The sequence below is a fragment of the Cryobacterium lactosi genome, assembly GCF_004403945.1.
Lineage (GTDB): Bacteria > Actinomycetota > Actinomycetes > Actinomycetales > Microbacteriaceae > Cryobacterium > Cryobacterium lactosi.
Genome location: NZ_SOHM01000008.1, coordinates 1 through 24512, shown reverse-complemented (window position 1 = coordinate 24512; position 24512 = coordinate 1). Strand labels below are relative to the sequence as shown.

Genomic DNA, 24512 nt, shown 5'->3' with positions numbered 1-24512 from the left:
GGCGCCGCTATGCGGGTGGCACGCCACCCGCATAGCGGCGCGGCACCCGCACAACGCGCCGTAGCCACTCGGGAGGGCGGCGCGGTCGGGCGGCGCGGTCAGGGGGTGAGGATGCGGCGGGTGTTGTTCAGGGCATCCGCGGGGGAGTCCCAGAGGGCCACGACCTCGGCGGCCAGCCGGGATTCGAGCCCGTCGAGGGCGCGCACCGCGAAGATCACGGCCGCGGCGGTGTTGCCGGACTTGGCGAAGCCGTGCCCCACCGCCCTGGTCCAGGTTTCGGCGGCGGCCTTGGCGCTGGCATAGTTCGCGCCGCCGGGAGTGGGCGCCGTCACCGACACCGACGACACGATCGCCAACCGGCCGGCGAGGGAGGCGAGCAGGTCGGCGTTGAACGCGCGGGTGGTGTTCCGCAGCGTGCCGATCACCCGCTCGTGCAGGAAGTCCCAGTCCTCGTCGGTCTGGCCGTCGAGTCCGCCGCCGCCGCGCCAGCCGCCGACCAGGTGCACGAGAGCGTCGATCGGTCCGTGCTCGGCGTGCACCGTGGCGGCCAGGGCCGTCACAGCGGTGAAATCGGCCAGGTCGCACACGTACACGGATGCGTCCGGCGCCGCCGCGCGCACCCGCTCCAGGCGACCCGCGTCGGAACCCACGGCAAGCACCCGGGCGCCGGCGCCGGCCAGGGCGGCCGCGACGGCCACCCCGGCAGCGCTGGTGGCCCCGGCTAGAAGCACGGTGTGGCCGGCGACGGCGCGCGTATCACCCACGGGATCAGGCATCCGCGGTGATGCCCACGGTCGACTCGATGACCGGCTTCATCTTCTTGTCGAGCGCCTCGAAGAACATCGAGAGCGGGAACTCGTCATCGAGGACGAGGTCGGTGTAGCCCTTCGGCGGCCCGGCGAGCACTTCGAGCGGCAGCCCGCGCGCCCAGGTCGACGCCGGGTTGGGCGTGAGGGTCTTCGTGAGCATCTGGTACGCCGCCAGCCAGTGCGCCTTCTTCGGCCGGTCGATCGACTCCCAGTACAGCTCGTCGATCTGGGCGCCGAGCGCGATCACCACGTCGGGCACCGCCTCCCAGTCGAAGGAGAGCGCCGTGTCGGTCCAGTGCAGAACGTGGTGCTGGTGCAGCCAGGCGAACAGCAGCTGGCCACCCAGGCCGTCGTAGTTGCGCACCCTCGTGCCGGTGATGGCGAACCTGAAGATCCGGTCGAAGATCACCGCGTACTGCACGAGCTTGGCGTGCCGGCGCGCCTCGGGGCTGGCGGCGTCGTCGCGTTCGATCTTCACCGATTCGCGGAACGCGGTGAGGTCGCAGCGCAGCTCCTCGAGCGAGTAGAGGAAGAACGGCATCCGCTGCTTGATCATGAACGGGTCGAACGGCAGGTCACCTCGCATGTGGGTGCGGTCGTGGATGAGGTCCCACATCACGAAGGTCTCTTCGGTGAGGTGCTGATCGTCCAGCAGCGCCGCGGCGTCGGCGGGCAGCTCGAGCCTGGTGATCTCGGCGGCGGCCCGCACCACGCGGCGGAACCTCGCGGCCTCCCGGTCGGCGAAGATCGCGCCCCAGGTGAAGGTGGGGATCTGCCGCATCGCGACGGTCTCGGGGAACAGCACAGCCGAATTGGTGTCGTAACCGGCCGTGAAGTCGAGGAACCTGATGGGCACGAACAGCTTGTTCGTGTATTCAAGCTCCAGTTCGGCCACGAACTCCGGCCAGATCACCTCGATCAGCACCGCCTCCACGAGCCGGTTGGTGCTGCCGTTCTGTGTGTACATCGGGAACACCACGAGGTGCCGCATGCCGTTCGCCCGCTGTTGCTGAGGCTGGAAGGCCATCAGCGAGTCGTAGAAGTCGGGCACGCCGAAGTTCTCGGCCGCCCAGCGGTCGAAGTCGACCACCACGGCGGCCAGGTATTCGGCGTCGTGCGGGAAATCTGCGGCGAGCTCGGTGATTGCCGTGGTGATCTCGGCGACGGATGCGCGGGCATCCCGGTGAGCGCCGGGCTCGGGGATCGAGCCGTCCTGCGCCTGCATCGATTGGAGGGCCGTGGCGGCGTTCTTCAGCCGCAGCCAAGCGGGGGATCCGACCAGGCCGGTGGTGCCAGCGTCTTCGAGAACCTCGGGCTCACCGACCAGTGCATCTGCAATGTAATTCGACATGGGAACCTCCCGTCCTCGTGAATGCCGCGAGCGCGGCGGGTTTGACGCGCATCGGTGCGCGCCGCCACCAGCGTATCCGGGGCTCGGCGGTGTTTTCATGCGGGGATTCGCAGGGAATCACCGTGTTCTGCCGCCCGCGCGCGTGAATACGTCGCTCCGGAATCGCGAAGCGGCGCCCGGTGATCACGCTCCGGGTCAGGTCAGCTCACAGATCGGCCAGGCCGCCACCGATGAGGGCGGCGCCGATCACGAGTAACACCACGCTCATGATCGCTGTGTTGTGGCGAACCAGGAACTCCCTGACCTCGTTCAGCCGTTCCCGGATCCGCTCGCCGGCAACGACGAAGACGCCCACGGGGACGAGGACGCTCAGGCACGCGATCACCGTGTACCCGGCGGCCACCGTGAGCGTCGCGGCCAGGGGGAGGCCCGCGCTGCCGATGGTGACGCCGGCCCCTACTCCGAGCAGCAGCTCCTTCGGGTTGGCCACCGAGAGCAGGAACGCCAGCCTGGCGGCCCCGGCGGGCGAGCTGCCCTCGATCGCGCCCATCCAGGCGGGCAGGGCCGAGTCGGCCGCGGTTCTGGGCCGGCCCCGCCACTTCCACACCGCCAGCACCACCAGGGCGGCACCCACGAGAAGGCGGAGCAGCGCGACTATGGGTGCGGCATCCTCCGATCGCTCCAGGAGGTCCGAGATCGCGGCGACGAGCACAACGATCAGCGCAACGCCCACGACCCGACCAGCCAGGAATGCCAGCCCGGCGGAGCGTCCGGACGGGGAGAGCAGGACAAGAACGACGGCGATGATCGGGAACGGGCTCAGTGCGACCGCGACCGCAACGGGCAGCACCGCGCCGAATGCCACGATCACGACGGGCCACCTCCAGTTCGGCTCAGGCCAATCGTGCCACCGCTTCGGCGCAGGGAGAAGGGGCACGCGGCCGGTCGTACTGAGCCGACGGCGGATGCGCTGCCGACGACATCGAGCAGGACAATGTGCTCATCAACCTGGATAGTTGTCACATGAACATCGACGAGGACGACGTGGACGACCTCACCCTGGAGGACCTTGCCCGGCGCGTCCTCGACCTGCCGGCCGAGCATGGCCGCATCATCGTCGGCATCACGGGCAGTCCCGGCGCGGGCAAGACCACTCTCGCCAAACAGCTCGTCGACCGCCTCAACGAGGGGGACGGGCAGCCGGGAGCGGTGTACCTGCCGATGGACGGCTTCCACCTGGCCAACGCCACCCTGGACAGGCTCGGCATCCACGACCGTAAGGGCGCCATCGACACCTTCGATGGGTGGGGCTTCGTCGCCCTGCTGAACCGGGTGCTCGACGAGCAGGACCACACGGTCTACGCGCCGAGCTTCGGGCGCACGGTCGATGAGGGCATAGCGGGCGAGATCGCGATTCCGGCCGGCACCCGGATCGTGATCGCGGAGGGCAACTACCTCCTCGTCGACCAGGAACCGTGGAACCGGATCCCGGGGCTTCTCGCCGAGACCTGGTTCTGCCGGACCGCCGCTGAAGAACGGCACTCCCGCCTGGTCGACCGGCATACCCGGCACGGCCGGAGCCCCGAGGCGGCCGACGCCTGGGCGAGCTCGGTGGACGGCGCAAACGCGATCCTGATCGAGCAGACCAGGGTCCGGGCCGATCTGTCGGTCTCCGGGGCAGTATGCCGAGGGTGATGTGTTCATCGGCCTCGCAGCGCACGCACTTTCGCGGCCTGCCGCGCTGAGCCTGGACGGCCGGCCCGGCGGGCGGTGGCCCTGCCGCGTCACGACTTGGTAAACACTCGGCCAATAGTTTGTTCTCCCTTGCGCGCGTTTCGTTCGTAAGGTTTACTAACAAACATGACAGCTACCGGCGCCCCGCGGATGATCCAGGACCGGGCCCTCCGTCCCACGACGAAGGTCCTGCCCGAACACATCCGCCTGAACAACCGCACCCTGGTGCTGCAGACGCTGTATCGCTCCGGCCTGCAAAGCCGCGCGGACCTGGCCCGGGAAACCGGCCTGACCCGGGTGACGGTGTCCGACCTGATCAGCGAGCTGATGGGGGAGAACCTCGTCATCGAGCTCGGCCAGCGGCAGGAGTCGCGCCCCGGCAAACCGGCCACCCTGCTGGACATCAACCGGGTCGCGTTCCAGATCGTGTCGCTCGACCTCTCCGGGCACACCCGGTTGCGCGGCGCCGTGCTCAGCCTCGACGGTGCGGTGCTCTCCAGCTCGGAGGTCGAGCTGGCCGGAGCCCGCGGCGAGGCCGCCTTCGACAAGGTCGCCGAACTCCTCGCCCAGGTGATCGCCCGGGCCACCGCCCCGATCCTCGGTGTCGGCATCGGGTCCCCCGGCATCGTCGACCGGGCCGGCGTCGTGCGGAACGCGCCCAACCTGGGCTGGCGGGACCAGCCGCTCCAGGCCAGGCTGCAGGATGCGACCGGCCTGCCGGTGCGGGTGGTCAACGACGCCAACGCCGCCGTGCTCGCCGAACACAGCTTCGGCGGCGCCGACCACGATCTGCTCCTGGTCAAGGTGGGCCACGGTGTCGGCGCCGGCCTGCTGATCGGCGGTCGGGCCATCTTCGGTGAACGCTTCGCCGCCGGTGAGATCGGCCACGTCGTCATCGGCACCGACGACGGCCCGCTCTGCGTCTGCGGCAAGTCCGGCTGCCTCGAGGCGTGGCTCTCGGTCCCGCGGCTGACCGCGGCGATCCACGACGCCACCGCCCAGGCCGCCACACCGGCGGATGCCGAGCGCGCCGTGTCCGACATCCTCACCGAAGCGGGCCGCCGCCTCGGCATCATCCTCGCTCCCGTCGTCGGAGCCCTCAACCTGCTCGAGATCGTGTTGAGCGGGCCACCCGAACTTCTCGACGGCCCGCTCTCCACGGCCACCGTCGAGACCCTCCGGTCCCGGACCATGGCCACCGAAACCGGCGATCTCACCCTGCGCATGACCGCACAGGGGGAGGACATCGTTCTCCGCGGCGCGGCCGTCATGGTTCTCTCCGCACAACTCGGAGTCTCCTAGCCCCAACGCTTCCCCTGCACCAACGATGTGGCGCCCGCCAACGTCGGCAATCCACGAAAGGAAAAGCTCATGAAGAGAAAGCTCGTATCTCTCACCGCACTGGCCGCCGCCTCTGCGCTCGTGCTGGCGGGATGTTCATCCGCGGCCGATGACGGCGCTGACGCCTCCTCCGACAACAGCGACAAGAGCATCACCCTGTGGCTCGCCGGCGGTGACACCCCCGATGAACTGCGCGACTACCTCAAGAAGGAATTCACCGCTGAGACCGGCGCCACGCTGAACATCCAGCAGCAGGACTGGGGAGACCTCGTCACGAAGCTGACCACCTCGCTGCCGGACGCCAACAACACGCCTGACGTCGCCGAGCTGGGCAACACCCAGTCGTCGACCTTCACCAACGTGGGGGCGTTCCTGGACATCTCGGACCTGTACGAGGAGCTCGGCGGCGAGAAGCTGCTGCAGTCCTTCGTCGACGCCGGCAAGGTGGGCGAGAAGAACTATGCCCTGCCGTACTACTTCGGTTCGCGCGCCGTGTTCACCCGGGCCGACGTCTGGGCGGCAGCCGGCGTCGAGCAGCCCACGACCCTCGACGAGTTCAATGCCGGCGTCGCCGCGATCAACGCCGCCGACCCGCTGGGCATCCCCGACTTCTCGGGCTTCTACCTCGGCGGCCAGGACTGGCGCAACGGCATTTCCTGGATCTTCGCCAACGACGGCGACCTCGCCACCGTCAAGGACGGCACCTGGACCTCGACGCTGGCCTCCGAGAACACCCTGAAGGGCCTCGCCCAGCTGCAGGAGCTGTACAAGTCCGCCTCCAACGCGCCCAACGACGCCAAGGACTCCAACCAGTACATCTACCTCAACGACAGCGACGAGATCAAGGATGCCGAGGGCGCGGTCACGTCGAACACCTCGCTGTCCGCCGCCACGATCATGGCGCCCACCTGGGCGCACTGGTCAATCGGAACACTCGGCACCGACGCCGACGGCAAGGCCACCCGCACCTGGGATGACACCAAGAACGCGGTCTTCGCTCTGCCGGGCAACGACGGCAAACCTGCCCCGGTCTTCGCCGGCGGATCCAACATCGGTATCTCCGCGACGAGCAAGAACCCCGAGCTGGCCAAGAGCCTGCTCAAGATCATCTACTCGGGGGACTACCAGACCATGCTCGGCCAGAACGGCCTCGGCCCGGCGAACAGCGACTACGTGGACTCGCTCGGTGACGACCAGTTCGCCGAGGCGCTGATCGCCTCTGCCTCGAACTCGAAGCTCACCCCGGCGGCGCCAGGCTGGGCCACGGTGGAGGGCTCGCTCGTGATGGAGGAGTTCTTCAGCAAGATCGAGGGTGCAACCGACCTCAAGGCCCTCGCGAAGGAATACGACGCGAAGCTGACGCCGATGCTGAACGGCGAGTAACAAGCACCTGTCGAACCGGACGAACAACGAAAGGAGGGCCGGCGTGACCACGCAGAACCTCGTGCTGGGCCAGGCTGATCCGCCGCGCCAGGCCAGGCCCCGCAAAAAGGGCAGATCAACGCCGTACCTGCTGGTCATCCCGGCCTGCGGCATCCTGATCCTGGCGCTCGGCTACCCGCTGGTCTGGCAGTTCATCACCTCTATGCAGAGGTTCGGACTCTCCCAGCAGTTCGGCCAGCCCCCGGAGTTCGTCTGGTTCGACAACTACGTCACCCTGTTCACCGACCCGTACATGTGGACCGTGGTGGCTCGGTCGCTGGCCTTCTGTCTGGTCACGGCCGCGGTCACCATGGCCATCGGTACGCTCATGGCGCTCCTGATGAACGCCGTGCACTCGGCCGTTCGCATCACCCTGCAGATCTCGATGCTGCTCGCCTGGGCGATGCCCGTCGTCGCGGCGATGACGGTCTGGAACTGGCTCATCGACTGGCGCCGCGGCGTGCTGAACTCGGTCCTGACCGGCATCGGCCTGGATTTCCAGAACCACAACTGGTTGGCCGACCCGCTGTCGTTCTTCGTCGTCGCCATGGTCATCGTGGTGTGGATGAGTGTTCCGTTCGTGGCGTTCTCGATCTACGCCGGTCTCACCCAGGTGTCCACCGAGGTGCTCGAGGCCGCCCAGCTGGACGGCGCCACGCTCTCCCAGCGGCTCCGGTTCATCATCGTTCCGATCATCCGGCCGGTGCTGGCCATCATCCTGTTGCTGCAGGTGATCTGGGACCTGCGGGTGTTCACCCAGATCCGGCTGCTGCAGGATGTCGGCTCGATCGCCTCGGAGACCAACCTGCTCGGCACCTATATCTACCAACTCGGCGTCGGCTCCAGCGACTTCGCGATGGCCAGCGCCGTCTCGATCTTCGTGCTCGTGCTCACCGTGGCGCTGAGCTGGTTCTACGTACGCAGCATGCTCAAGGAGGACGAATCATGACCTCGACAGTCCAGACCGCCTCGGCCGCCTCCCTGTCCCGACCGAGCGCTCCGCCGGCCCGGCGACCGGGTGGCCGGAGCGGTACCCGCCGCATCCGGCCCGGACGGATCGTGCTGGGAGTTGTGGGCATCGTGGTCTCGCTGATCTGGGTGTTCCCGGTCTACTGGATGCTCAACTCGTCGCTGCTGCCCAATGTGGTGTTGCAGAGCACCACCCCGACCTGGTTGCCGTTCGGCGGCTCGCTCGACAACTTCGTTGCGGTCTTTTCCGGCGGCACCTTCCTGCCCGCCCTGGGTATGAGCACGGCCATCGCCATCATCACCGTGGTGTTCTGCCTGCTCTTCGCGTTCCTCGGGGCTCTGGCGATCAGTCGGTTCCGGTTCCGCGGGCGCAAGGCGTTCGTCCTGGCTGTGCTGCTGATCCAGATGCTGCCCGCCGAGGGGCTCTTCATCGCCCAATACAAGCTGATGGGCAGCCTGAACATGCTCAACTCGATCGTGGGGGTGAGCATCATCTACATCGCCGCCGTCGTGCCGTTCACGATCTGGATGCTGCGCGGCTTCGTCGCCGGTGTGCCCGCCGACCTCGAGGAAGCGGGCATGATCGACGGATTGAGCCGCACCCAGGCCTTCATGCGCATCACCTTCCCGCTCCTCGCTCCCGGTCTGGTGGCGTCGGGTGTCTACGCTTTCCTGCAGGCCTGGAACGAGTTCACGGTCGCCCTGGTGCTGCTACAGGACAACTCCAGCCAGACGCTTCCGCTGTGGCTCCGCGGGTTCATCCAGGCCAGCGCCAGCCGGGCCACCGACTGGGGCCAGGTGATGGCGGCCTCCACGATGGTGGCCATTCCCGTGATCATCTTCTTCCTCTTCGTGCAGGGCCGAATGACCAGTGGACTGGTCAGCGGGGCGGTCAAGGGATGACCGGCCTGCTCGGCGACGAGACCCCGGTGCGTAGCCACATCCGGGCCACCCTGATGCCGGGCTTCGTGGGCACGGAGCTGCCGGGCTGGCTGCGCCAGCGCCTGCGGGACGGTCTCGGCGCCGTGTGCCTGTTCGGGCAGAACATCGTCTCGATCGACCAGCTGCGGGCCCTGACGGATTCGATCCGCGCCGCGAACCCGCTCGCGGTCATCGCGATCGACGAGGAGGGCGGCGACGTCACCCGGCTCTACTTCCACTCCGGCTCGCCCTACCCCGGCAACGCCATCCTCGGCCGGATCGACGACCTCGGTTACACCGAGGAGGTCGGCCGGCTGGTCGGCTGGGAACTGCGCAAGGCCGGCTGCACCCTCACGTTCGCCCCGGACACCGACGTCAACTCCAACCCCGACAACCCCGTGATCGGTGTGCGCAGTTTCGGCGTCGACCCGGCCCGGGTGGGCCTGCACTCCGCCGCCTGGGTGCGCGGAGTCCAGTCCACCGGGGTCGCCGCCTGCCCCAAACATTTTCCGGGCCACGGTGACACCGCCCTCGACTCCCACCTGGCCATGCCCGTCGTCGACCTGCCGACGGCGACCCTGCGGGAGCGGGAACTGGTGCCCTTCGGCGCCGCGATCGCCGCGGGCGCACAGACCATCATGACCTCGCACATCCTGCTGCCCCAGATCGACCCGGAGAACCCGGCGACGCTCTCGCCGCGGGTGCTCGGCGGCCTGTTGCGCACCGAGTTGGGATTCACCGGCGTCATCGTCAGCGATGCCCTGGACATGAAGGGTGCCAGCGGCATCCTGGGCATCCCGGGAGCCGCCGCCGCCGCGCTGGCGGCCGGCTGCGATCTGCTCTGCATCGGCACCGAGAACACCGCCGAACAGCTCGACCAGATCGAGGCCGCGATCCTCGCCGCCGTCGAGAACGGAACCCTCCCGCAGGGCCGGCTCGCCGAGGCCGCGGGCCGGGTGCACCGCCTGGCCGCCGGCATCAGCGCGGCGACACTGAACATCCCGGTGCCGGATGCCGCACTGGCCGCGACCGAACCCCGCTTCGACACCGGGCGCATCATCGCGTCCTTCGCCGTCAGCGACCACGCGAAGCGGTGGCTCGCGGCGGCACCGGAAACCTACTCGGTGGTGCGGCTGGAAACCGTGACGAACATCGCCGTCGGCGCCGCGCCCTGGGGGCCGTTCGCCGAGGTGGCAGCCCACCCGGACTCAGGCCTCGCGGCCGCGTGGCGGGCCAGGCCTCTCGTCAGCCGCACGGCGGCCGACCATGAGGCGCCGGAAATCTCGGACCGGTCAGCCGTGGTCGTGATCGGCAAAGACAACCACCGGCATCCGTTCATTCGCGACCTCGTTGATGCCCTCCGGGCCGAGCGCCGTGATGTGCTCGTGGTCGACATGGGCTGGCCGTCGGATGACCTCGCCTACGCCGACATCGCCACCTTCGGTGCGTCCCGGCTGGCCGGGCGGGCGCTGCTCGAGCTGCTGGTGGCTACGCCGGCCTAGCTCACCAGGTCGCGGGCGCGCAGGGCGCCGCCGAGCAGGCCGGCGTTCTCGCCGATCGACGCCGGCACGATCACGGGTCGACGGTGGAAGCTCAGCAGGGCATTCACCCGCTCACGCAAGGGAACGAACAGTCGGTCGCCTGCCTGCGCCAGCCCGCCACCGATCACGACAGCCTCCGGGGCGAGGATCGCGGCCAGCTGGGCGATGCTCAGGGCGAGGGCGTCGAGGGCATCGCTCCAGATCGCCGTCGCGGCGGCATCGCCGGCCTGGGCGAGGGCCAGCACCTCGCGGGCTCCGCTCGGGCGGCTGCCGGTGAGTTCGGTGTAGCGCCGCACGAGCGCGCCGGCCGAGGCGATGCTCTCCAGGCACCCGCGAGCCCCACAGCCGCAGAGGGGGCCCGCCGGGTCGACGATCGAATGGCCGATTTCGCCCGCATAGCCGGCGCCGGTGTGCGCCCGGCCGTTGATGAACAGCGACCCGGCGATCCCGGTGCCGATGACCAGCACGACCACGTTGCGATACGGGCGGGCGGCGCCGAGCCTGAATTCGGCTTCGCCGGCAGCCCGCACGTCGTGCGAGAACGTGGTGGGCAGGTGGATGAGGTCTTCGGTGAGCTTCTTGAAGGGCACGTTCGACCAGTGCAGATTGGTGGACAGCACGCCGATGCCGGCGTCGTCGTCGACGACCCCCGGGGCGAGCAGCCCCACCGCGCGCGGCTGCACATCGGGAAAGTGCGCGGCGAACTGCAGCGTGAGTTCCTGCACCCGGGCGATGACCGAGAACGCCGTGCGCTCGCCATCCACCGGTGTCGGCGTGCGGCTGAGGCCGAGCATGCGGCCGGACGTGTCGAAGAGGGCGGCCTTGGTGTCGGTGCCGCCGACATCAACGGCGATCACGGCCTCGCCATTGCCGAGCGGGAGGGCCTGGCCGACAACCGAAGTGAGGGTCACGTCGGTCATGGCGGGGGGCTCCTCAGCGGTAGGTACCGAAATTATCCCATGTGCCGGCGCTATTTGTAAAGGACGGTAACAATTAGCGGGGAGGAGTTGAACAGCCGCGCAGGTTAGGTTTGAAGGACGCGTGCGCGCAAGCGCCGTATTGACAGACGTATACAGGCAGGAAACTGAGCAAGTGGCTGAAGCAACCGTGACCCCGGGCACCGAGGTGTCCCCGAAAGAGGTCGAGGCTCAGGCCGTTCGCCGGCGCACCTTCGCCGTCATCTCCCACCCTGACGCGGGCAAGTCCACGCTCACCGAGGCGCTGCTGCTGCATGCGCGCGCCATCACCACCGCCGGCGCCACGCACGGCAAGGCCGGCCGTCGCGGCACCGTGTCCGACTGGATGACCATGGAGCAGGAGCGTGGCATCTCGATCACCTCCGCCGCCATCCAGTTCGAGTACCGCGACAGCGTGATCAACCTCGTCGACACCCCCGGCCACGCCGACTTCTCCGAGGACACCTTCCGGGTGCTGTCCGCGGTGGATGCCGCGGTCATGCTCGTGGACGCCAGCAAGGGCCTCGAGGTGCAGACCATGAAGCTCTTCGAGGTGTGCAAGCAGCGGGGCCTGCCCGTCATCACCGTGATCAACAAGTGGGACCGGCCCGGCTCAGCCGCGCTCGACCTCATGGACGAGGTCCGCACCCGCACGGGCCTGATCCCCACCCCGCTCACCTGGCCGGTGGGTATCGCGGGCGATTTCCGTGGTGTGATCGAGCGGGGCACCAGCGACTTCATTCGCTTCAACCGCACCGCCGGCGGCGCCACCCGTGCCGACTCCGAGCGCACCACCGCCGACGAAGCCGCCGCAGCAGAGGGCGATGCCTGGGTCGCCGCCGCCGAAGAGTCCGAACTGCTCGCCGAAGAAGGCCAGAACCACGACGAAGAGTCCTTCCTCGGCGGCATCACCACCCCGGTGCTGTTCTCCGCCGCCGTGCTCAACTTCGGTGTGCAGCACATCCTGGACACCCTGGTGGACTTCGCCCCGCCCGCCGAGGCCCGCCTGGACGCCGACGGCGGCCACCGCCCGGTGACCAGCCCGTTCTCCGGCTTCGTCTTCAAGGTGCAGTCCGGCATGAACTCCTCGCACCGCGACTACGTCGCGTTCGTGCGGGTCTGCTCGGGCCAGTTCCGCCGCGGCATGGTGGTCACCCACTCCGCCACCGGCCGGCCGTTCGCCACCAAGTACGCCCAGCAGCTGTTCGGCAAGGACCGCGAGGTGGCCGAGGAAGCCTGGCCCGGCGACATCGTCGGCCTGGTCAACGCCTCAGCCCTGCGCGTGGGCGATTCGATCCACGAGGGCGCCCCCGCGGTCACCTTCCCGCCGCTGCCGATGTTCGCGCCCGCGCACTTCCGCGCCGTGCGCCCTGCCGACACCAGCAAGCACAAGCAGTTCCGCCGCGGCATCGACCAGCTTGACCACGAGGGTGTCATCCAGGTGATGCGCTCCGACCTCCGCGGTGACCAGGCTCCGGTGCTCGGTGCAGTGGGCCCGATGCAGTTCGAAGTGGTCGAAGAGCGGATGTCGCACGACTTCGGCGCCGCCATCCGCAGCGACGTGCTGCCGTACCAGCTGGCCCGCCGCACCGACAAGGAGAGCGCGCTGATCCTCGGCCACGACCGTCAGGTGGAGGTGCTCCGCCGCAGCGACGGAACCCTGCTGGCCCTGTTCAGCACCCCGTGGCGGCTGCGCAACACCGTGCGCGACCACCCGGAGCTGTTGCTCGAAGACCTCGCCGGCGGCGGGCCGGTCGACGAGGTGCGCTACTAGCTCCAAACCCGAACCGCGTCGCCCCCGAACTACACTCGGAAGCGGACCAGGTCAGGAAGTCGCCTGCCGGCGACGACAACAAGGGGAGAGTGTCTTGAAGTCTTTTGCATGTGGAGATGTTGTGCCCGGCTGCACCGCGAGTTGGGTCAGTTCCACCGACGACGAGATTCTCGTGCTTGTCGCCCGGCATGCCAGCAAGGTGCATAATCTCGACTCTGTCAGCGCTGAGATGGCTCAGAGCATCACGGACCGCATCGTGGCCGTCTCCTGACACACCCATCCGTGCCGCCGGGCGGCCTCATCACCACCGCAGTTCAGTAGGGCGGATCAATCGCGACCGGCGAGCAGGATCTCCATGGTGTCGAAGAACGAGTTGTAGCCGAGCAAGGTTTGCGCCAGCTGTTCGTTGGTGAGATCGTCGCGTGGCTGGGTGAGCCGCATCTCGGTGCCGCCGGCGGCCGGTGCGAACGTCACCACCACGGGCTCGAGGGTGTCGGAGGCCGGGTCGTCGTCCATGGTGAAGGCCAACCGCCGGGGCGGGTCGACCTCGGTGTACCGGCCGTGCCAGTAGATCTCGCTGCCGTCGGGCACGTGCATCACGGCCGTCCACCGGCCGTCCACCCGCACGTCCATCAGCACGGACTCGGTGGGCACGTCGACGGCGTTGCCGCCGAACCACACCGAGAAGTCCTCCGGCCGGGTCCAGGCGGCGAACACGCGCTCGGGTGGCGCCGCGATCGTGCGGGTGATGGTCAGTCCGACGCTCATGAGCGGCCTCCTCGGTTGGCGCCACGGTTCGCCACGACAATAGCGCGCCTGCCCCGTGCCGGTATCACGGTGCCGGTATTACGGTGCCGAATTCTCGGAGGGCACGGTGGGATACAGCGTGGCGGCGCTCGTCGGAAAGGAGAACCAGACCGGCGAACCCACGGCGGTGTCGAGCTGCGCCGCCTCCTTCGGGCTCACATCAGCGGCCAGCACGGCGCTCCGCGCCCGAACAAAATCGCCGCGGGGCTCGAGGTCGATCAGTTCGGCTTGGAGTCTGATGAGCCGGGGATCGGTCGGCGGCGCGATCGACACCGCCACGGCGGCCGGACGCACCGCCAGTGACAGAGGCGACCCCTCGGTTACGCCCGGCTCGGGGAGGTTCGCGACAGCGGCTACGGCATCCGCCGTGATCAGGGTGGTGCCCCGGCGGATGCCGGTGAGCAGGTTGAGCCCGGCCAGCCCGGCCGCGAAGGCGCCGCGCGGGCGGTCGAAGACCTCGGCAGGAGTGCCCTCGTCGCTGATCCGACCGTTTTCGACGATGATCACCCGATCGGCGAGGGTGTACGCGTCGAGCACATCGTGCGTCACGATGATGGCACTGCGATCGACAAGTACGCGGCGCAGCATCCGCCGCACCGCCGGCGCTACGGAGATGTCGAGGGCGGCCAGCGGTTCGTCGAGCAGTAGCAGGCCGGGGTCGGAGGCGAGGGCGCGCGCGACCGCGATCCGCTGTGCCTGCCCGCCGGACAGCTCGGCCGGGCGGCGGGCCGCGAGCGGCTCCGCATCCACCTGACGGAGCCAGTGCATCGCGGTCTCCCTGGCGTGACGCGCCGACGCTCCCGCGCTCCGCGGCGCGAACGCGACGTTGTCGAGCACGCTCAGGTGCGGAAACAGCAGCGGCTCCTGTGCGAGAAGCGAGACCCCCCGCCGGTGCGCCGGCCGCCAGACGCGGCGGCCGGACCCGGCGGCCGGCAGGTCGAACAGGACGGTGCCGCCCAGCTGGCTCCGCCCGCTATCCGGTCTGATCAACCCGGCGATGCTGTTGAGAAGGGTGGACTTGCCGGCGCCGTTGGGTCCGAGGACGGCGACGGTCTCGCCGGCCGCCACGGTGAGGTGCAGGCGAACGTCGCGGTCGGTGACGTGCAGGTCGACGGAGAAAGTCACGACAGCTCCCGTGCCCGGCGCAGGGAGGGCCGGCCCGTGCGGTGGGCAAGGCTCACAATCACGATCGCCACGACAACCAGCACCAGCGACAGCGCCACCGCGGTGTCCGGGTCGGTCTCCCGCTGCAGGTAGATCTCCAGCGGCAGGGTGCGGGTGCTGCCCTGCAGGCTGCCGGCGAAGGTGAGGGTGGCGCCGAACTCGCCGAGGGCGCGGGCGAAGGAGAGCACGGCCCCCGACACCACGGCCGGCACCACCAGGGGCAGGGTGATGCGGCGCAGCACCGTGGACGGGCCGGCGCCGAGGGTGGCGCCGATCGCCTCGTAACGGGTACCCACCGTGCGCAGCGCCCCCTCCAGACTGAGCACCAGGAACGGCAGCGCGACGAACGTTTGCGCAAGCACCACCGCCGTCGTCGTGAACGCGATGTCGATGCCCAGCACCTCGAACGTCTGGCCCAGCAGGCCCCGCCGGCCGAAGGTGTACAGCAGGGCGATGCCGCCGACGACCGGCGGCAGCACCAACGGGAGCAACACCAGCGACCGGAGTAGCTTCTGGCCCCAGAAATCGGTGCGGGCCAGCACGAGGGCCATGGGCACGCCGAAGATCACGCACAGGACGGTGGCCGCGAGCGAGGTGCGCAGGCTGAGCAGCAGCGCGGCGACCGAGGACTCCGAGCTGATCAGGGGGATGAACTCGGCCCAGTTGACTCGCAGCACCATCGCCGCGAGGGGCAAGAGCACGAAGGTCGCGCCGACCACGGCGAGGGCGGCGACCCACGCGGGGACGCCTGAATACTGCTTCGCTGCCGGGCTCATGCGGCTACGGCGCCCCGAACCCGGCGGCCGCCAGAACGCGTTGGCCGGCGCTGCCGGTGACGTACTCGATGAAGGCCTGGGCCACATCGGGGGAGGTGGAATCCTTCAGAGCCACGATCGGGTAGGTGTTCACGGCCTCGGCGGATTCGGCGAATTCGATGCCCTCAACGGCGTCGCCGGCGGCCGTGACATCCGTGACGTAGACCAGGCCGGCATCCGCCTGGCCGGAGGTGATCTTGCCGAGCACATCGGTGACGGACGACTCTTCGCTCACCGGGCTGAGCGTGATGCCGGCGGACTTCTCGATGGCGACGGTGGCCGACCCGCAGGGGACCTCGGGGGCACAGACGACCAGCTTCAGCCCCGGCGTGGCCAGGTCGGCGAAGTCGGCGATGCCCGCGGGGTTGCCCGGTGGGACCGCGATCTCGAGCGCATTCGTGGCGAAGTCGACCGGGTCGGTCTTCTGGAGGTCGGCATCCGTGAGCTTCGTCATGTTCTTGGTGTCGGCAGAGGCGAACACGTCGGCCGGGGCGCCCTCGGTGATCTGGGTGACGAGGTCAGAGGAGCCGGCGAAGTTGAGCGAGATCGTGGTTCCCGAGTGCTGGGCCTCGAATGCGTCGGCCAGCTCGGTGAAGGTGGTCGTGAGCGAGGCCGCGGCGAAGACCGTGATGCTGCCCTCGAGGATGTCGGCGGACGCCGAAGCGGGTGGCGCGGTCTCGGCCGGGGCGGCGCATCCGGTGAGGCCGGCGCTGAGGATGCCGAGCGCGGCCAGCAGTGTCAGCGCCCGGAGGGGACGGGTCACGATCAGGCCTTGCCCGCCGGGGTTTCGACGATGACGGTGGTGGCCTTGACGACGGCGATCGCAACGGAGCCGAGCTCCAGGCCGAGCTCGCGCACGGCTTCGCTGCTCATCAGGGACACCACCCGGTGCGGGCCGCACTGGATCTCGACCTGGGCCATGACGGTGTCCATGACGATGTCGGTGACCAGGCCGACGAACCGGTTGCGGGCGGACCGGCCGATCCCGGACGGGTCCTCGGGCAGTACGGCGTTCGTGCGGGCCAACCGGGCGAGCGCGAGGCCGTCGACCACGGTGCGGGAGGAGGCATCCTTCGAGCTGGGCAGAGTACCGTTGTCGATCCAACGGCGTACGGTGTCGTCGCTGACGCTGAGGAACGCGGCGGCGTCTTTGATCCGTATCTGAGACATGAAAGCCACTCTATTACCGTTTTCGCGGAGATAGCCGGTGTTTAGTCGCGGGCGGCCTCAGCTGGTGCGACGCGCGGCACGTCGTTGCAGCACGACGTCGTCGATCGCCGGGTCGAGGCGCGGCCAGACGAAGGTGTACCCGGCGGCGAGCAGTCGTTCCGGCTGAACCCAACGGCTCTTCAACACCAGCTCGGGTTCGGTGCGAAGCAGCCACATGGCAGGTTCAAGCATCCAGCGGAATGCCGGCAGACCGATCGGAGCCCCCACCTTGCGGCGCAGCGTGGCCATGAGCGTGCGATTGTCGCTGGCGTGCGGCGCGGCCAGGTTGACCGGCCCGGCGATCTCCGGGTGGACGACGATGAACCGGACGGCTCCGATCACATCGTCGATGTGGATCCAGCTGAAACGTTGCCGCCCGCGGGAGCGGTGGGACGGCGCGCTGCCGTTGCCGGAGGGGTGGGCGCCGATGCCGCGGTAGCGCCGGTGCGGGAACCACCGGCCGTCGAACTGGGGCCCGCCCAGCCCGACCCTGGCCAGGCGTTCGAGGATCGCGGTGGCCGGGCCGTCGCCGAGCACGATCGCCATCCGGAGCGCCACCCGCCGGGTCTGGGGCAGGTCGCCGCCGAAGAACTCGTCCTCCCACTCACGGGCGATGTCCACCGAGAAGCCCGAGCCGATCTCCCCGGTGCTCTCGGTCATCGGGCGGTCCAGCGCGTACCGGTAGATGGTCGCCGTGCTCGCGTTCAGCCACAGCCGTGGCGGCCGCTCGCTCGCGGCGACAGCCGCGTGGAGTTCTCTGGTGGTGTCGACCCGGGAGCGCAGGATCTCGGTGCGATTGGCATCCGTGTATCGGCAGTTCACGATCTTCCCGGCCAGGTTCACCAGCAGGTCGGCGCCGTCGACCAGCGACCGCACGGCGGCATCGTCACCCCACCTCGCGTCGGGACCGGAGCGGCCGATGCAGGCGACCTGGTACCCCTGGTCGCGGAGCTCGCGAACGAGCCTCTGGCCGATGAATCCGGATGCCCCGGCTACCACTGCGCGTTCTCTGGTGTCCCCCACGGGCCTAGCTTACGAGTACCTCACTCGGCGAGCTCGCGGCGCCGGGAGCGCTCCACCAGGAGCACGAAGGCGGCGGTCATCAGCGCTGAGTAGATCAGGTCGGGCAGGGCCGCGTCGGTGGCGTTGGGGTCGACCAGGCCGATGGTGCCCAGTCCGAATATCGTCGCGTTGTTCACGATGTGCAGGGCTATGGCGGCCTCCAGGCCACCGGTGCGCCAGGTGAGCCAGCCGGCCACGGCCGCGAAAAAGGCGACGTCGATCGAGCCGAGCAGCCCATAGTCGTGACCGAGCACGAAGATCGGGATCGGCAGCAGGATGGCGAAGGCGGGGTGTCGCAGCCAGCCGCCGATCGTCTGCGCCAGGTAGCCCCGGAACACGTACTCCTCGGCGGCCGCCTGCACCGGAATGAGCAGCACGATGAGGAGGAGCATCAGCGGCAGCTGTGGCTGCACGACCTCGAGGGTCACGGTGCCCCCGGTGAGCGCGCTGGTCGAGAACATGGTCAGGTAGCCGATTGCGTAGACGACGAGCGCGAACAGGGTGTTCTGTAGCAGCAGCCCCCAGCGCAGCCGGCCCCGGACCGACGACAGCAGCCCGATCCGCTGGGCGCCGATGATCCGGGTGGCGAGTAGCAGCGCAGGCAGCATCGGGATGATGCTGAGGATGACCAGAGTGAAGGTCACCGGGTCGGACATGTCGAAGTTGAGCGACGCATCCCCGAGGTCCTCGAAGACGCGCGCGACATCGGGCACCATCAGTGAGGTGACCACCGCTGCGGTGAAGAGCACCAGGAGCGCGAGCAGGTAGAGCACCGATCCGACAATGCCGACGAGCAGCGGCTTCCACCAGCGGTACCGCGGCGACGTGCGGCCGAGGCGGTGGTAGGCAGTGTGGGCGGCCAGGGGGAGCTCTGGCTGGGCTTCGGTCTGAGTGGGGTGGGTCACGAATCCAATGTTCGCGGGAAAGCGGGGCGGTCGCATCCCCTGTCGGCGCCGACAGCGCTGACCGAAAGGATGACCTTGGGCTCCTCCCGGTGGTGGTGCCCGGGGTTCAGCGGCGGAACTAGGGTTGGTGCGATGAGCACAGCGTCACCCTCGATCAGGCCGCTCCGCCGTAGCGCGGCCCTCTGGGGCACCCTGTGGCGGATGGCCCTGGCCCTGAGTACGGGCCTCATCGCAATGCTGTTCAGCTACGGACCGGCGCTCGAGGCCACGGATCCGACCGCGCCCGAGTCGCTGGCGCTGGGCGGCCGGCTGGTTCTGGACGTCGTGCTGGGCCTCGTGGCGGTGGGGCTGATCCCGCTGCGCCGCCGGGCACCGCTGGCCGTGCTGCTGGGCATCATCGCGGTCGCCGCGGTGTCGGCGACAGCCACGGGAGCCGCGGCTCTGGTGCTGGTATCGCTGTCCACCCGGCGGCGCTGGCCCGAGACGGCGGCGGCCACTGTGCTGTTCGTCGCCGCGACGGTACTCTTCGATCTGCTGCTGCCGGTGCGGGACTCCGTTGCCACCTGGCAGCTCGTCCTGGTGGCCGCCGCGCTCAGCAGCATCCTGCCGATCACCGGAATGTATATCGGCGGACGCCGGGAGTTGCTGGCGACCCTGCGGGAGCAGGCCGACAGCGCCCGCAGGGAACAGCAGGCCAAGCGTGACCAGGCGCAGTCGGCTGAGCGGGCCCGCATCGCCCGGGAGATGCACGATGTTCTCGCTCACCGCCTGTCGCTGGTGGCGCTGCACGCCGGCGTGTTGGAGTCCCGGCCCGATCTGCCGGAGGCGCAGCGGGCAGCCACCGTGACCATCGTGCGGGAGAACGCCCACCGCGCGCTGAGCGAGTTGCGGGACGTCCTCGGTGTGCTCCACGATCCAGACACCACCGGCCAGCAGCGGACGCAACCCCAACCGACTCTGGCCGACCTGCCCGCCCTGTTCGAGGAGAGCCGGCTGGCGGGGACGCCTGCCGTGCTCCAGATCGACGATGCGGTGGCCAAGCAGCTCGATACTCTCGACTCGGCCACCAGCCGGCACCTCTACAGGTTTGTGCAGGAAGGCCTGACCAACGCGCGGAAGCATGCTCCGGGGCAGACCGTGGTGGTGCACCTGGGCGGGGCGCCGGGCACCAGGGTCACGCTGCGCCTGGACAACACCGTTGTGCCCGGATCGCCCGCGCCGGGCGGGCAGCCGCGCTCCGGAATGGGTCTGGGCGGCCTCCGCGAGCGCGCCCGCCTGGCCGGCGGCGAACTGAGCGTCGATACCGCCGGGCCGGGCCGGTTCACCGTGGCTGCGTGGCTGCCGTGGACGCAGTGACCCGCGTCCGTATCGTCCTCGTCGACGACGAAGTCCTGGTGCGCACCGGGCTCCGGCTGATCCTCGAGGGTCACCCCGAGCTGCAGGTCGTGGGTGAGGCCGGCGATGGCCGCGCCGGGATGCTGCTCATCGCCGAGTGCCACCCCGATGTGATCCTGATGGACATCCGGATGCCGCACCTGGACGGCCTGGCCGCCACCCGGGAGCTGCTGGCGCGGCAGCCAGACCTGAAGATCATCGTGCTCACGACCTTCGACACCGACGAACTCGTGCTCACCGCGCTCCGCCTCGGCGCCAGCGGGTTCCTGCTCAAGGACACCCCGCCGGCGGAGCTCATCGACGGGGTGCGCCAGGTCGCCGCCGGCCGCACCGCCCTGTCGCAACCTGTGATCGCCCAGCTGATCCAGGCCGTCGCCGGGCAGCCCGAACGGCAGGTGGGCGCCGACGCGAGGGCGCGACTCGACCAGCTCACGGCGCGCGAGCGGGACGTCGCGGTCGCCATCGCCCAGGGGCTCTCCAACGCTGAGATCGCCCTGGCCCAGTTCGTGAGCGTGACCACCGTGAAGACCCACGTCGGGCGCATCCTGGACAAGCTCGCGGTGGCCAACCGGGTACAGATCGCCATCTGCGTGCACACCGCGCTGAACTGAACGAGGTGCCCGACGAGTGACAGGCGCAGATTCGCGGTTTGGTCTACGCACTATGCCCACCTTCGTGACCGCGCTGCGCACGCAACTAGTGTACGTTCGTACGCATGATTGACTATTTCGCGGGAGACGACCGCACCAACCGGGAGCGAATGCTGGCCGGAGACCTCTATGTCGCCGACGATCCTGACCTCGAGAATGCGGCCCACCGCGCTGTGCGGCTGGCCGCCGAGTACCAGGCGGCATTCGCGACCGATGCGGCTGCGGCCGGGCTGATCCTGGACGACCTGATCGGCGATCTGGGCGAGGGAGCCTTCATCAAGCCGCCGCTCTTCGTGGACTACGGATCGCACATCACCGTGGGCGCCGGCACCTTCATCAACTACAACCTCACCGCCCTCGATGTGGCCACGATCACCATCGGCAAGGACTGCCAGCTCGGCCCGAACGTACAACTGCTCACCCCCACGCATCCGCTGGCCGCACAGCCCCGCCGGGACAAGCTCGAGGCCGCGCTGCCCATCGTGCTGGGCGACAACGTCTGGCTCGGCGGCGGCGTCATCGTGCTGCCCGGCGTGAGCATCGGCGACAACAGCGTGATCGGTGCCGGCTCCGTGGTCACCAGGGACGTGCCGGCGAACGTGATCGCCGTGGGCAACCCGGCCCGGGTCATCCGTGCGCTGCCGGACGACGATCGGTGACCCGCAGACTCGACCCCGACCGGCGCGACCGGATCATCGACGCCTGCCTGGAGCTGATCGCGGAGGCCGGGGTGGCCGGCACCTCGCATCGCAAAGTCGCCGAGCGGGCGAATGTGCCGCTCGGCTCGATGACTTACCACTTCACCGGCATGGACGAGCTCCTACGAGAGGCCTTCACCCGGTTCTCGGACACCGTGGTGGCCGTCTTCGAAGAGCGACTGGGGGCAGCCGGCAGTGTGGCCGAGGCGCGCGCGGCCGTGGTGGGCATCATCCACGATGATCTCCTGGCCTCGCCCCGGGACCTTGTGCTCACGCACGAGCTCTATGCCTTGGCTGCGCGCAGTCCCGAGTATCGGCAGATCACGCACCGATGGATGCGCCGCAGCCGTGCCGCCCTCGAGCGGCACTTCTCGCCGGATGCGGCTGCCCAGCTCGATGCGCTGATCGAGGGCCTCTCCATTCACCGGGCGCTCGACACCGAACCGACCGATTCGCGCCGCACCGTGGATGCCGTTGCGCGGATTACGGCGCCGTGACGCGCGGCGCCGTAACGAACGGTGCCCGGGGGTATCAGTTGTGCGTTTGCAGTTGAATGTAGTATATTTACTACATGAAGAAGCAAGTTGCGGATGAACAGCCGCAGTTCTACACGCGGCTGCCCGTGCTGCGCGCCGAGCGCGGTATCAGCCGCAAGGAGCTCGCCGAGCTGGCCGGGGTGCACTACCAAACCATCGGCTATCTCGAGCGCGGCGAGTACAGCCCGAGCCTGGTGCTCGCCCTGCGGATCGCGGCGGCGCTTGCCGTTCCGCTGGACGCCGTCTTCTCGCTGACGCCGTTTTCCAGCATGGCCGACCAGCTCTACAACACCGAAGGAGAACACCGATGAATGCCTCCCCGACCTCCCAGCAACGCCGCGCGGCCCGGCTCGATGACCCCTCGATGGAGAGCCTGCGCAACCCCCGCGCGCGCCGATTGTTGGCAGCCGGGCTCCTCGCCGTGCTGGTGGCCGAGGGGGTGATCATCGGTTTCGTCGCCCTGATGCCCATCGGTGTCTTCGTCGGCGGCATGGTGGTGCTCAGCATCGCGCTGGTGTTCACGCTCGGTGGTCTCAAGGCGTCCACCCGCGGCGTCGAAGAGCTGTCGCCCGAGGTGCTCGACGAACGGCAGGCGCAGATCCGCGGTCTGGTCTATGCGCAGTCGTACCGGGTGCTCTCGGTGGTCTTCGTGATCACGGTGGCGCTGATGCTCCTGGCCCAGAGCCCCTGGTGGGCCGCTCCGATGGAGGTGATGGTGATCATCCCGGTGATCTCCTGGCAGCTGATCCTCACCATCCCCACCTTTGTCACCGCGCTGCGCATGAAGGTCTAGGCATCCGGCCGGCACCCGGCCCTCCGGCTGCTCGCGGTGGTGGCTCGATCGGTGGGGTGCGCGCCATTGCGCAGGGAGTGCGCCGAGGTGGCGCCCCACCCGCGCAGTGGCATGTGCCCCGCCTGCGAGCCTCGATGGGCGCTCCGCGGGTGCCGCGCCGCTATGCGGGTGGCGCGCCACCCGCATAGCGGCGCCTGCCCCGCACGCCGCACGCGGACGCATCCGCCGGCGCGTCAGCGCCGGGCGGTGGCCAGCGGCAGGCCGAGCGCGGCGGCGACACCGGCGTTGGTGACGGCGCCGGCGTGGATGTTCAGCCCGGCCGCCAGAGCGGCATCCTCGGCGATCGCCCGTTCCCAGCCCTTGTCGGCGAGGGCGATCACGTACGGCAGTGTGGCGTTGGTGAGCGCCCGGGTCGAGGTCTCCGGCACCGCGCCGGGCATATTGGCGACGCAGTAGTAGACGGAGCCGTGCACGGCGAAGGTGGGCTCATCGTGGGTGGTGGGCCGTGAGCCCTCGAAGCAGCCGCCCTGGTCGATGGCGATGTCGACGAGCACCGATCCCTTCTTCATGCCGGCGACCATCTCGTCGGTCACCAGCTTGGGCGCGGCCGCTCCCGGAATCAGCACCGAGCCGATCACCAGGTCGGCATCGGCGAGTTGGGCCGCGATCTCGAACGCCGACGACGCCCGGGTCTGGATCTTGCCCTCGAAGCGGGCCTCCAGCTCGCGCAGTCGCGGCACCGAGAGGTCGACGATGGTGACGTCGGCTCCCATGCCCAGCGCATTGGCCGCGGCGTGCTCGCCGGCGACGCCGCCGCCGATCACCACGACCCTGGCCTTGGGCGTGCCGGGCACGCCGCCGAGCAGGATGCCCCGTCCGCCGGCGGCGCTCATCAGGTGGTACGCGCCCACCTGCGCGGCCAGGCGCCCGGCGACCTCGCTCATCGGCGAGAGCAGCGGCAGGGTGCGGTTGGGCAACTGCACGGTCTCGTAGGCGATCGCCGTGGTGCCCGAGGCGAGCAGGGCGTCGGTCTGGGCGCGGTCGGCGGCCAGGTGCAGGTAGGTGAAGAGCACCTGGTCGGCGCGGAGGTGGCCGTATTCGGCCGCGATGGGTTCCTTCACCTTGAGCAGCAGGTCCGCAGTGGCCCAGACCTCCGCCGCGGTGTCGAGGATGGTGGCGCCCGCCAGCGCGTAGGCGTCGTCGGTGATCGAGGAGCCCAGTCCGGCGCCGCGCTGGATGACAACATCGTGGCCGCGGCGGGTGAGTTCGGACACTCCCGCCTGGGTGATGGCCACCCGGTTTTCGTTGTTCTTGATTTCGGTGGGGACTCCGACGCGCATGATGGCTCCAGTTCAAGAAGGTGAGGGATGCGGGTTCAGCCCGAACAATCAACTGCTCCCTGCAGGAAATAGTGGTGGCTTAACGTTTCCTGCACGTTTCGACCGAAGAATCACGAAAAAACTGGTTTCAGGCGTTTCGATTTCCGTGCGCCGGGGCCTGCCGTGCGGGCGGCGGCCGCAGATTATTCGGCGGCCGGGCGGATGCGCATCACTAGTTGTACTGCCCAGGGACGTTGGTTGATGTGTGATCCCTTGAAATGATGAAGACCTCCGGTGGAGGGTGGAGCTGTCTAGGTCCCATTCCTCAACCCGGAGGTCTT

General features: G+C 69.1%; 26 protein-coding genes. 14 read left to right on the top strand and 12 right to left on the bottom strand.

Translation table 11 applies throughout. The features are described from left to right. Positions 1-98 precede the first annotated feature (98 nt). From E3T61_RS04040 to E3T61_RS04030, 3 genes are all read right to left on the bottom strand, one after another. On the bottom strand, positions 99-764 hold the full coding sequence (locus E3T61_RS04040) for an SDR family NAD(P)-dependent oxidoreductase (protein ID WP_241992376.1): 666 nt from the start codon (positions 762-764) through the stop codon (positions 99-101). Between the two features lie 4 nt (positions 765-768). Next, positions 769-2160 carry a DUF6421 family protein gene (locus tag E3T61_RS04035; RefSeq protein ID WP_134639618.1) on the bottom strand — a complete coding sequence of 464 codons (1392 nt, stop codon included), beginning with the start codon at positions 2158-2160 and terminating at the stop codon, positions 769-771. A 205-nt stretch (positions 2161-2365) separates the two neighbouring features. Continuing rightward, positions 2366-3031, bottom strand: a complete 666-nt coding sequence (locus E3T61_RS04030) for a GAP family protein (protein WP_166793137.1) — start codon at positions 3029-3031, stop codon at positions 2366-2368. A gap of 152 nt (positions 3032-3183) precedes the next feature. On the opposite strand from E3T61_RS04030, the gene E3T61_RS04025 reads away from it, so the two are divergent. From E3T61_RS04025 to E3T61_RS04000, 6 genes are all read left to right on the top strand, one after another. Continuing rightward, a complete protein-coding gene (locus tag E3T61_RS04025) occupies positions 3184-3855 on the top strand; it encodes a nucleoside/nucleotide kinase family protein (protein WP_134639616.1) in 672 nt (223 codons plus the stop codon). 165 nt (positions 3856-4020) lie between these two features. Then, positions 4021-5196 (top strand): ROK family transcriptional regulator, encoded by a 1176-nt coding sequence (locus tag E3T61_RS04020; RefSeq protein WP_174776985.1) that lies wholly within the window; start codon positions 4021-4023, stop codon positions 5194-5196. 69 nt (positions 5197-5265) lie between these two features. After that, on the top strand, positions 5266-6618 hold the full coding sequence (locus tag E3T61_RS04015) for an extracellular solute-binding protein (protein ID WP_134639615.1): 1353 nt from the start codon (positions 5266-5268) through the stop codon (positions 6616-6618). Positions 6619-6661: 43 nt separating this feature from the next. Continuing rightward, positions 6662-7606 carry a carbohydrate ABC transporter permease gene (locus E3T61_RS04010; protein ID WP_134639614.1) on the top strand — a complete coding sequence of 315 codons (945 nt, stop codon included), beginning with the start codon at positions 6662-6664 and terminating at the stop codon, positions 7604-7606. After that, positions 7603-8529, top strand: coding sequence for a carbohydrate ABC transporter permease (locus tag E3T61_RS04005; protein WP_134639613.1), 927 nt, complete (start codon positions 7603-7605; stop codon positions 8527-8529). The genes E3T61_RS04010 and E3T61_RS04005 overlap by 4 nt, the downstream gene beginning before the upstream one ends. After that, entirely contained in the window at positions 8526-10049 is a 1524-nt protein-coding gene (locus E3T61_RS04000) for a glycoside hydrolase family 3 N-terminal domain-containing protein (protein ID WP_134639612.1), read from the top strand. Before E3T61_RS04005 ends, E3T61_RS04000 begins: the two co-directional genes overlap by 4 nt. On the opposite strand, the gene E3T61_RS03995 is transcribed toward E3T61_RS04000, so the two are convergent. Further along, positions 10046-11008: an ROK family protein gene (locus tag E3T61_RS03995; protein WP_134639611.1), complete on the bottom strand. Its 963-nt coding sequence runs from the start codon at positions 11006-11008 to the stop codon at positions 10046-10048. The genes E3T61_RS04000 and E3T61_RS03995 overlap by 4 nt on opposite strands. 172 nt (positions 11009-11180) lie before the next feature. On the opposite strand from E3T61_RS03995, the gene E3T61_RS03990 reads away from it, so the two are divergent. Both E3T61_RS03990 and E3T61_RS03985 read left to right on the top strand, forming a co-directional pair. Next, positions 11181-12818, top strand: coding sequence for a peptide chain release factor 3 (locus tag E3T61_RS03990; RefSeq protein WP_241992375.1), 1638 nt, complete (start codon positions 11181-11183; stop codon positions 12816-12818). Positions 12819-12912: 94 nt separating this feature from the next. After that, positions 12913-13089 carry a DUF1059 domain-containing protein gene (locus tag E3T61_RS03985; RefSeq protein WP_134639610.1) on the top strand — a complete coding sequence of 59 codons (177 nt, stop codon included), beginning with the start codon at positions 12913-12915 and terminating at the stop codon, positions 13087-13089. A gap of 56 nt (positions 13090-13145) precedes the next feature. Here E3T61_RS03985 and E3T61_RS03980 read toward each other — a convergent pair whose 3' ends face one another. The 7 genes from E3T61_RS03980 to E3T61_RS03950 form a co-directional block, all read right to left on the bottom strand. Further along, on the bottom strand, positions 13146-13586 hold the full coding sequence (locus tag E3T61_RS03980) for an SRPBCC family protein (RefSeq protein WP_134639609.1): 441 nt from the start codon (positions 13584-13586) through the stop codon (positions 13146-13148). 78 nt (positions 13587-13664) lie between these two features. Then, on the bottom strand, positions 13665-14750 hold the full coding sequence (locus E3T61_RS03975; RefSeq protein WP_134639608.1) for a sulfate/molybdate ABC transporter ATP-binding protein: 1086 nt from the start codon (positions 14748-14750) through the stop codon (positions 13665-13667). Further along, positions 14747-15565 (bottom strand): ABC transporter permease, encoded by an 819-nt coding sequence (locus E3T61_RS03970; RefSeq protein WP_134639607.1) that lies wholly within the window; start codon positions 15563-15565, stop codon positions 14747-14749. The genes E3T61_RS03975 and E3T61_RS03970 overlap by 4 nt, the downstream gene beginning before the upstream one ends. Before the next feature lie 4 nt (positions 15566-15569). After that, on the bottom strand, positions 15570-16373 hold the full coding sequence (modA, locus tag E3T61_RS03965) for a molybdate ABC transporter substrate-binding protein (RefSeq protein WP_134639864.1): 804 nt from the start codon (positions 16371-16373) through the stop codon (positions 15570-15572). Beyond that, positions 16370-16774: a TOBE domain-containing protein gene (locus E3T61_RS03960; RefSeq protein WP_134639606.1), complete on the bottom strand. Its 405-nt coding sequence runs from the start codon at positions 16772-16774 to the stop codon at positions 16370-16372. Before E3T61_RS03960 ends, modA begins: the two co-directional genes overlap by 4 nt. A gap of 57 nt (positions 16775-16831) precedes the next feature. Further along, on the bottom strand, positions 16832-17836 hold the full coding sequence (locus E3T61_RS03955) for an epimerase (protein ID WP_134639605.1): 1005 nt from the start codon (positions 17834-17836) through the stop codon (positions 16832-16834). A gap of 20 nt (positions 17837-17856) precedes the next feature. After that, positions 17857-18780 (bottom strand): CPBP family intramembrane glutamic endopeptidase, encoded by a 924-nt coding sequence (locus E3T61_RS03950; protein WP_166793135.1) that lies wholly within the window; start codon positions 18778-18780, stop codon positions 17857-17859. Between the two features lie 132 nt (positions 18781-18912). Here E3T61_RS03950 and E3T61_RS03945 point away from each other — a divergent pair, with 132 nt between their 5' ends. The 6 genes from E3T61_RS03945 (at position 18913) to E3T61_RS03920 (ending at position 22852) form a co-directional block, all read left to right on the top strand. Further along, a complete protein-coding gene (locus tag E3T61_RS03945; RefSeq protein WP_166793134.1) occupies positions 18913-20136 on the top strand; it encodes a sensor histidine kinase in 1224 nt (407 codons plus the stop codon). Further along, the gene (locus E3T61_RS03940) at positions 20115-20786 is read left to right on the top strand and encodes a response regulator (protein ID WP_134639602.1); all 672 of its coding nucleotides are present in this window, start codon (positions 20115-20117) and stop codon (positions 20784-20786) included. The genes E3T61_RS03945 and E3T61_RS03940 overlap by 22 nt, the downstream gene beginning before the upstream one ends. A gap of 104 nt (positions 20787-20890) precedes the next feature. Next, positions 20891-21484, top strand: coding sequence for a sugar O-acetyltransferase (locus E3T61_RS03935; RefSeq protein ID WP_134639601.1), 594 nt, complete (start codon positions 20891-20893; stop codon positions 21482-21484). After that, positions 21481-22020 (top strand): TetR/AcrR family transcriptional regulator, encoded by a 540-nt coding sequence (locus tag E3T61_RS03930; RefSeq protein WP_134639600.1) that lies wholly within the window; start codon positions 21481-21483, stop codon positions 22018-22020. The genes E3T61_RS03935 and E3T61_RS03930 overlap by 4 nt, the downstream gene beginning before the upstream one ends. A 74-nt stretch (positions 22021-22094) precedes the next feature. Next, complete coding sequence (locus E3T61_RS03925; RefSeq protein ID WP_134639599.1) at positions 22095-22370, top strand: helix-turn-helix transcriptional regulator; 276 nt, start codon at positions 22095-22097, stop codon at positions 22368-22370. Then, the gene (locus tag E3T61_RS03920; protein ID WP_134639598.1) at positions 22367-22852 is read left to right on the top strand and encodes a hypothetical protein; all 486 of its coding nucleotides are present in this window, start codon (positions 22367-22369) and stop codon (positions 22850-22852) included. Before E3T61_RS03925 ends, E3T61_RS03920 begins: the two co-directional genes overlap by 4 nt. A gap of 233 nt (positions 22853-23085) precedes the next feature. Here the strand turns inward: E3T61_RS03920 and ald are convergent, their stop codons facing one another. Further along, positions 23086-24192, bottom strand: a complete 1107-nt coding sequence (gene ald / locus E3T61_RS03915; protein WP_134639597.1) for an alanine dehydrogenase — start codon at positions 24190-24192, stop codon at positions 23086-23088. Positions 24193-24512 lie beyond the last annotated feature (320 nt).